Origin of the sequence: Ketobacter sp. GenoA1 (assembly GCF_003671475.1) — a bacterium.
In the GTDB taxonomy this organism is placed as follows: Bacteria; Pseudomonadota; Gammaproteobacteria; order Pseudomonadales; family Ketobacteraceae; genus Ketobacter.
In genome coordinates this window covers 21,271-28,896 of sequence record NZ_RCHM01000018.1, presented here as the reverse complement: position 1 = coordinate 28,896, position 7,626 = coordinate 21,271, and the positions used below count along the sequence as shown (strand labels likewise).

Annotated in this window: 5 protein-coding genes and 1 pseudogene; 2 read left to right on the top strand and 4 right to left on the bottom strand. The window is 48.1% G+C overall.

The annotated features are described in order from the left end of the window. Window positions 1–1,060 precede the first annotated feature (1,060 nt). The 3 genes from D9N13_RS06040 to D9N13_RS06030 form a co-directional block, all read right to left on the bottom strand. Entirely contained in the window at window positions 1,061–1,825 is a 765-nt protein-coding gene (locus D9N13_RS06040; RefSeq protein WP_290587246.1) for a TerC family protein, read from the bottom strand. A gap of 138 nt (window positions 1,826–1,963) precedes the next feature. Continuing rightward, the gene (locus D9N13_RS06035; RefSeq protein WP_228224570.1) at window positions 1,964–2,368 is read right to left on the bottom strand and encodes a VOC family protein; all 405 of its coding nucleotides are present in this window, start codon (window positions 2,366–2,368) and stop codon (window positions 1,964–1,966) included. 122 nt (window positions 2,369–2,490) lie between these two features. Then, complete coding sequence (locus D9N13_RS06030) at window positions 2,491–2,958, bottom strand: GrpB family protein (RefSeq protein WP_290587239.1); 468 nt, start codon at window positions 2,956–2,958, stop codon at window positions 2,491–2,493. Between the two features lie 324 nt (window positions 2,959–3,282). Between D9N13_RS06030 and D9N13_RS06025 the strand changes: the two genes are divergently transcribed. Together D9N13_RS06025 and D9N13_RS06020 are read left to right on the top strand one after the other, a co-directional pair. Then, a complete protein-coding gene (locus D9N13_RS06025) occupies window positions 3,283–6,297 on the top strand; it encodes a Tn3 family transposase (protein ID WP_290587236.1) in 3,015 nt (1,004 codons plus the stop codon). Window positions 6,298–6,379: 82 nt separating this feature from the next. Then, window positions 6,380–6,976 (top strand): annotated as a pseudogene (locus tag D9N13_RS06020) (cation diffusion facilitator family transporter); the annotation flags it as partial. 73 nt (window positions 6,977–7,049) lie between these two features. Here the strand turns inward: D9N13_RS06020 and D9N13_RS06015 are convergent. Then, window positions 7,050–7,499 carry a putative metalloprotease CJM1_0395 family protein gene (locus D9N13_RS06015; protein ID WP_290587233.1) on the bottom strand — a complete coding sequence of 150 codons (450 nt, stop codon included), beginning with the start codon at window positions 7,497–7,499 and terminating at the stop codon, window positions 7,050–7,052. Window positions 7,500–7,626: the final 127 nt, after the last annotated feature.

Sequence of the window (7,626 nt, the reverse complement as noted above, 5' to 3'; positions counted from 1 at the left end):
CATATCATCGAAACCGGTAACGACAGTTATCGATTCAAACATTCAACCACACAACAGAGGGAAAGGAAGTCTAGCAATAACAGGAATATTTAGGCCATAATCGGCCCACTAGGCGGGTCAATATTCGATCGCGGTGGTCATACCAACAGAAAAACCGGTGATTACCACTGCCACAAAGCCCCTTGCAGGCCTAGCGGGGGCATTTGAACAGAGCTACCGCCACAACCCTTCGCTGTTGATGCGGAGAAAGGAGCCCAGGCGCCAAACCACATTTGAACTGTGCTCCAAAAACACACCGCGCCAGGCACGTTTAACGCCTGGGCCAGCTGAACGGCGTAGCCGTTTCCGCTGCGCCCTTTTGTTAAACGCCGGGGCGGCACTTTTCATTGTGCGAATACCCGGCGTTGGTATTTAATTTTAACCACGTTGCATTGCAGCACATTAAAAACTCAAAACAAAGCACACTTGCGCGCCACCTGACGGAACAAAGCGACAACCCAACCGGCCGAAGCAGACGCAATTTACAGCAACAAAGACCAACACTGCAAAAGAACCACGCTACCGCCACAACCCTTCGTTGCTGATGCGGAGAAAGGAGCCCAGGCGCCAAACCAAATTTGAACTGTGCTCCAAAAACATACCGCGCCAGGCACGTTTAACGCCTGGGCCAGCTGAACGGCGTAGCCGTTTCCGCTGCGCCCTTTTGTTAAACGCCGGGGCGGCACTTTTCATTGTGCGAATACCCGGCGTTGGTATTTAATTTTACCACGTTGCATTGCAGCACATTAGAACCACAAAGCAAAGCACACTTGCGAGCCACCTGACGGAACAAAGCGACAACCCAACCGGCCGAAGCAGACGCAACTTACAGCAACAAAGACCAACACTGCAAAAGAACCACGCTACCGCCACAACCCTTCGCTGTTGATGCGGAGAAAGGAGCCCAGGCGCCAAACCACATTTGAACTGTGCTCCAAAAACACACCGCGCCAGGCACGTTTAACGTCGTGCTCTGGGGCAAAACGGAGCGAAGCGTAGTTTTGTCCCTAGCAGCACTTTGTTAGGCATTTTCATCTTCAGTGATTTTTTTTGCCAGATGGATTGTCTCAATAGCTTTTGCCCTACGATTTCTTATTTTTATGTTTAGCATCTCTACGACAAAGGAAAAGGCCATAGCGAAGTAAACGTAACCTTTTGGTATATGAACATCGAAACCTTCTGCGATAAGAGTGAAACCTATCAGTATCAAGAAAGACAGCGCCAACATTTTAATTGTAGGGTTCGCATCTACAAAATCACCTATTGGTTTTGCGGCTACAAGCATAACGCCAACCGATGCAACTATTGCTATAACCATTATGCTTAGATGATCTACTAACCCTACAGCAGTTATGACAGAATCAAGTGAAAACACGACATCAAGGAGAGCAATTTGAATTAGTATTGAGACAAATCCAGAGGCCAAAACCTGTACCTTTGATGCTTCTTGGATTTCGAAACTACCGTGTATTTCATGGGTGGATTTAGCGAGAAGAAAAAGCCCGCCTATAACTAGAATAATGTCTCTACCAGATATTTCAGATCCGAACGCAGTAAACAAAGGTTCAGTCAAGCCCATAACCCATGCCAAGCTAAAAAGCAGTAACAACCGACTGCCCATGGCTAAAGAGAGGCCAATCTTTCGAGCCTTAGCCCTCTGTTTTTCAGGCAATCTGCCAACGAGTATTGATATAAATATTATGTTGTCTATTCCAAGAACAATCTCCAAAGCCATTAGGGTTGCTAATGCAACCCACGCTTCTGGGCTTGCGATCCATTCAAACATTCTTTTTTTCTCTACTATTGCGTGAAGTTACGATTGCCTAACGCCAACAGCACGCGCGGCTGCGGAATGGAGGCGAAGCCGCAATGTAGTAGACGTCGCCGTGCCTGTGATTGTTAGGAAATGCCGATGGCCCCGACATTACGTCAGATCCTGATAAGGGTTATAGGCTACTTCCCAGTAATGACCCTCCGGATCTTGAAAGTAACCGGAGTAACCGCCCCAGAAAACCTCCACCGCTGGTTTGATAAGTTGGGCACCTGCGGATACAGCCTGACTAAGAACAGCATCAACTTCTGACTTGCTTGCTACATTATGGGCCAATGTAATGCCGGAGAAGCCAGCCTGAGTGGAAATGGCTAACCCGATGTCCTTGGCTAACTCTTCCCGCGGGTAAAGTGCTAACCAGGTTCCCTCCAGGCTGAAAAAGGATATATTGCCACCTTCAAAGTCGTGCTTTGGCAGACCGAGCCCCTCGCCATAAAAACGGGTGGCCCTCTCCAGATTCTCCACACCAAGCGTGATGATGCTGATCTTCGGTTTCATGATTTCCTTCCTAACGCCAAGCTCACCGGGACATTTTACGGAGAGCGTTTTTGTGAAAAAATGAAGCGCAGCGGAATTCACAAAAACGAGCGTAGTAAAATGTTTCCGCGTGCAGATTTTTGTTATGCATGTTGTAAAACTTCTTCGATGAAGCTTGATTTTATTACACGATATTGTTCTTCACTAAAACCAATACAGGAAAGCTTTAAGTCATTATATTTTCTAACTAAATCAGGATTACTCCGCAATAAGTCGCGAAACTTTAGGAAAAAATCGTACTGCGATCCTACAGCTACTACCTGCAACGCTATATCTTCTTGCACTACCAGCATGCACAATTCAGGAGTGCGCAAGGTATCCAATTTCTCTTTGTATCCGCAATCAATTAGTGCTAATACGGCGCTTTCATGTGCTTGCGGATCAACTCCTACGTATATATCCAAATCTCCTTTTGAAATGGCTCCAGGCACTGAAGATGAGCCAATATGCTCAATCTGAGCAGAGGGCAAAACCGCCGAAATTTCAGACTGTAGTTCAAGAAAAAGAGCAAAACACTTTTCTTGATATTCATCTTGCTCGTAAAACTTCATAAGCGACTATTCTGCATAACAACTTAGTGAACCGAACCTTTCGTGATATCCAAGCCCCATTCTACTAAACCCTTGTTTTAAATAACTTATTCATCAGTATAGGTTATAAATTCATCTGGCAAAAGCCGAAGGTTTCGAGATATCCAGGCCTGCAAATGCAGGAACCTTCGAGATATCCACGGTGGGGTACTAGGGATTTTCCCTCGTAAACGGACAAAAACCTCTGGAGCCCCCTCCATTCCTGGCCTCCCAGATGGGGTTACTTCTCATTTTCTTACCGTTTTGGAGTATTTTGGCTAAAATCGCTGGCTTTGAGAATTTATCATGGCCACCGAAAAACGTATCAAAATCCTGACCGAGACGGAGATTGCTGAGCTGTTCGGCCCTCCCATTCTAAGTTCGAATGATCAACGTTTCTTCTTCACTCTCAATGACGCTGAATTAGCAGAGTGCAACAGAATCCGTGAGCGCGATCACAGGTGCATGTTTGTTGTACTGTTGGGGTACTTCAAAGTGAAGCCCATCATGTTGAGTCCCGGCTACCATCAAATTAAGCAGGACCTCAAGTATGTGTGTTCCGAGGTCTTTCCCGGCCCTGGTCTCCGACCCTTCAATCTTACTCAGAAGGCCCGTGTTCGGATTTACCAACGCATCTTCAAATTGACGGGCCATCAGCGTTGGCTCAACAAAAGTCATAGTTCGGCGTTGATAAAGGATCTAAATGAGCATGCACGGGCATGGGGTCAACCGAGATCCCTATTCGACAGGGCTATAGAATGCTTATCAGCACAAAAAATCGCCATCCCAGGGTACACTGTTCTGCAGGACTTGATCAGTGAAGTTGTGGGCGTCACAAACGATCAGTTTATCCGTAAGCTTGAGGAACTCATATCTGCGGACTTGGCAGTGATGTTGTCTGAACTTGTCATTGGAAATAACTCCTTAACCCTGCGACAGTTGCGTCAATCGGCCAGAAACTTCACAGGGACTGAGCTGGAGAAAGAGCTTACCGTGCATTCCTATATCCAGTCATGGATGCCGGAAGTTAATGAGGTGTTGAGCGTGTTATCTCTGTCCTCGAAGAATCAGCAGCACTTTGCTGAGAGGGTGGATTACTACGGTGCCAAGCTGAAGCACCAGTCTATTGGCAATCAACGCCTTTATCTGTTGTGTTATTTGCAAACCCGCCGGGTGCAGGCACTGGAACGCATTGCCGATGGTTTTGTTCATCATGTTCGACAGATAAAACAAAAAGCCAAGGCATATGCGCAGGACGCGGTTTATCAAGACTGGCAAAAAGCCGCTAAAAATGTCAGCAAGGCGGCGGAAGTTCTGCACCTGTTCATTGATGAGAGCATCGATCAACAGCAACCCTTTGGAGCGGTAAAGCAGCAGGCGTTGAAGCTGCTTGCGGCTAAAGAGCTGGAGTCCGTCTGCCTGTTCCTGAATGAGCAAAAGCGTTCCGTTGAGGAAGCTATGTGGCAGTATTATGACCAGAGAGATAGCTTGAGGGAAGGGTTGCTTCGGCAGCTGTTTCTTTGCCTGCGCTTTGAAGGCCGTGAAGGCACTCAACGCCTAGCAGCAGTACTGGATCACGCTCGACTCGACTTATCAGATCAAGGAGTCATCTCAAAGGCAAATATAGACGGCCGTCTACCTCCCAAAAAACAGTTGCCGCTCTTGCAGGACCAGGGTGGAAATTTTAAGCCAGGTCGCTACGAGTGGTACCTGTATCTACAGATTCCCGATCGGTTAAATGGGCAACTGACCTTGCCGAATGTTATTAAATACAGGGCCTTGGAAGCAGATCTGGTGAGTCGAGAACGTTGGCGAAGGGATAAGGCAAAGTTGCTGGAGCAAACCCAGCTACCAAAGTTGGCCGCCGAACCGAACAAGCTGATTGAGCCAATGACCAGGGAGCTGGAGATCCGTTTGCATGAAGTCAGTGAATATCTGGAACGAGGCGATAACCGAAATATTATTCTACGTAATCCCAAGGGTAAGCGCCTGTGGCGGTTACCGACGGCAAGTAAAAAGTACTTGGTCAACAACCCATTCTTCCAGCAAATACCGACGACGGGCGTTGCCGATGTGCTTCGCATGGTGGATCGCGACACTGGATTCATTGACTGCTTTGAACATGTGCTGGGCTCGCAGCCCAAGAGCAGAGTCCACGAATATGACCTGTTGGCGATTCTAGTGGGAAATGCGACTAACCAAGGAATCTACGGTATGGCACAAATCTCCGATCGCACCTATGACCAGCTCAGCACCATCCAGGCAAACTATCTACGACTGGAAACCCTGAATACGGCTAACGACAACATCAGCAACGCGACAGCCAAGCTTCCCATCTTCAAGCATTACAACATCCAAGAGGATGTTATCCACGCCAGTGCCGATGGCCAAAAGTTCGAGGCTAGGCGAGAGACCTTCAAAACACGCTACTCTTCGAAGTACTTCGGTACTCAGAAAGGCGTCTCGGCCATGAGCTTAATTGCCAACCATGCCGCCATCAATACCCGGGTGATCGGCGCGAATGAACACGAATCCCACTACATCTTTGACTTGTTAATGAATAACAGCTCGGAGATCATCCCGGACGTACTCTCAACAGATACCCACGGGGTCAATCACGTCAATTTCGCTCTGCTGGACCTGTTCGGTTACAGCTTTGCCCCGCGTTACGCGCAGGTTGGTCGTGTGATCAATGAGATGTTCGATGTAAAGGAAGACGAGGATCAGAGAATCCAGCTACAGCTTAAAAAAGCCATCAACACTAAACGTATCATGCAGCACTGGGATACTATCCAGCGGATCGCAGTGTCACTCAAAGAGCGAAAAACGACACAGGCCACGCTGGTTCGGAAACTCTCAGGCTATAAGAGCAACCACCCTCTGTTGGAGGCCCTGACCGAGTACAACCGTCTGGTGAAAGCGACCTACCTGCTGAATTACATCGATGATACCAGTCTGCGCAACTACGTTCAGCGAGCCTTGAACCGGGGGGAGGCCTATCACCAGCTGCGTCGAGCGATCAGCAACGTCAATGGGGATCAGTTCCGTGGGAGTTCTGATGAAGAGATCCAGCTATGGAACGAGTGCGCCCGCTTGGTCACCAACGCCATCATCTACTTTAACTCCAGCATACTCAGCCAGCTGCTCACGAGCTTCGAATATCACGGCGACAACAAACGGGTACAGATCGTCAAACAGGCCTCCCCAGTGGCTTGGTATAACATCAACTTAAAGGGTATCTATACCTTCGAATTAAGTGAAAAACTACCGGATCTGGAGGAACTGATGCGCTCAATTGAGGGGTATTTACCGGTTCGGTAAAGTAATACCCCCTGGGAGCCCAGGAATGGCGGGGGCTCCAGAGGCTTTTGTCCGTTTACGAGGGAAAATCCCTAGTACCCCAGTTTGGGTGCTGTCAGAAGCTATTCCAAAACTACTGCAACCAGAAATGCCTGTCGTCGAAGGGATGTTGGGATTGGCTATTCTGGGTGTCATGGTCAATGGATTCGCTGCCTACAAGCTTAGCCATGGAAAAACGCTTAACGAAAAAGTCTTGAACTGGCATTTATTGGAAGATGTACTCGGCTGGGTGGCTGTCTTGATTGTATCCGTTGTCTTGCTCTTTGTGGATTGGCCTATTTTAGATCCAGCACTGTCTATCGTTTTTACGCTCTATATCTTGTTCAATGTCGGCAAAAACCTTTGGAGTACCACTCGATTGTTTCTTCAGGCAGCGCCTGACAAATCACTGTCGGAGTCACTTCACCGCAGTCTGTCCACACTTGATGACGTCCGCAGTGTTCACCACCTCCACCTGTGGTCACTGGATGGTGAGCACCATGTGCTTACCGCGCACTTGGTATTGCAACGAGCATTAAACTTGGAGCAGCAACTTGGGTTGAAAAGGACAATTGCCAATCGTCTCCGCGAGTTCGATCTCGCGCACACAACCATTGAATTCGAATTTGGGGAGGAAGCCTGTCGAGACGAAAACGTTTAGGGTCACAGGAATGGATAATCCATCGATTTGAAACCTATACCGCTGGTATTTTTCATTCAGGGAATTCGAATCGTCACACAAGTACATCAATGTGTCGACCCAATGACTCGGCCGACACTGTGTTAATCTCACCTTTTGCTTGGGTCACCATCATCATCGCTTGTTGAGAAGCGTTACGATCCTGTAGTGAAGGGTCAATGGGTGCCATGGAGGCCATCCGTATTAGCTGGGCTTTTTCCAGTGTTGCTTGGGGATTGTTGGGCTCAGCTGAAGTGTCAAACACGACATCACCTGAGACGATATAAAGCGCGCCATCGAGTGGCTGATACTGGTAATTGGGTGGTGAACTGTGCTGTGTCGTAACGGCGCGGTGAGATTCGATATGCCGCTGAATTTGAGTCTGAGACAGTTCTAATTGTTTGCGCTCGTTCGAGTTATTGCCAGACTTGGTCTCTGTGTCGCGCGGCGAATTGGTAGAAGATGTGCTCAGAGGCGCTGTGGGTAGAGACAAAACTGTTGTCATCGTCCTTCTCCACAAAAAACGGCAATAGCCTCAGTATATCGAAATTCGCAATGACTGGCTTATTACCAATATTTTCACCGATATTCGATTCAAGATTAACAGAAGGCTTCGATAGGCGAAATCATGT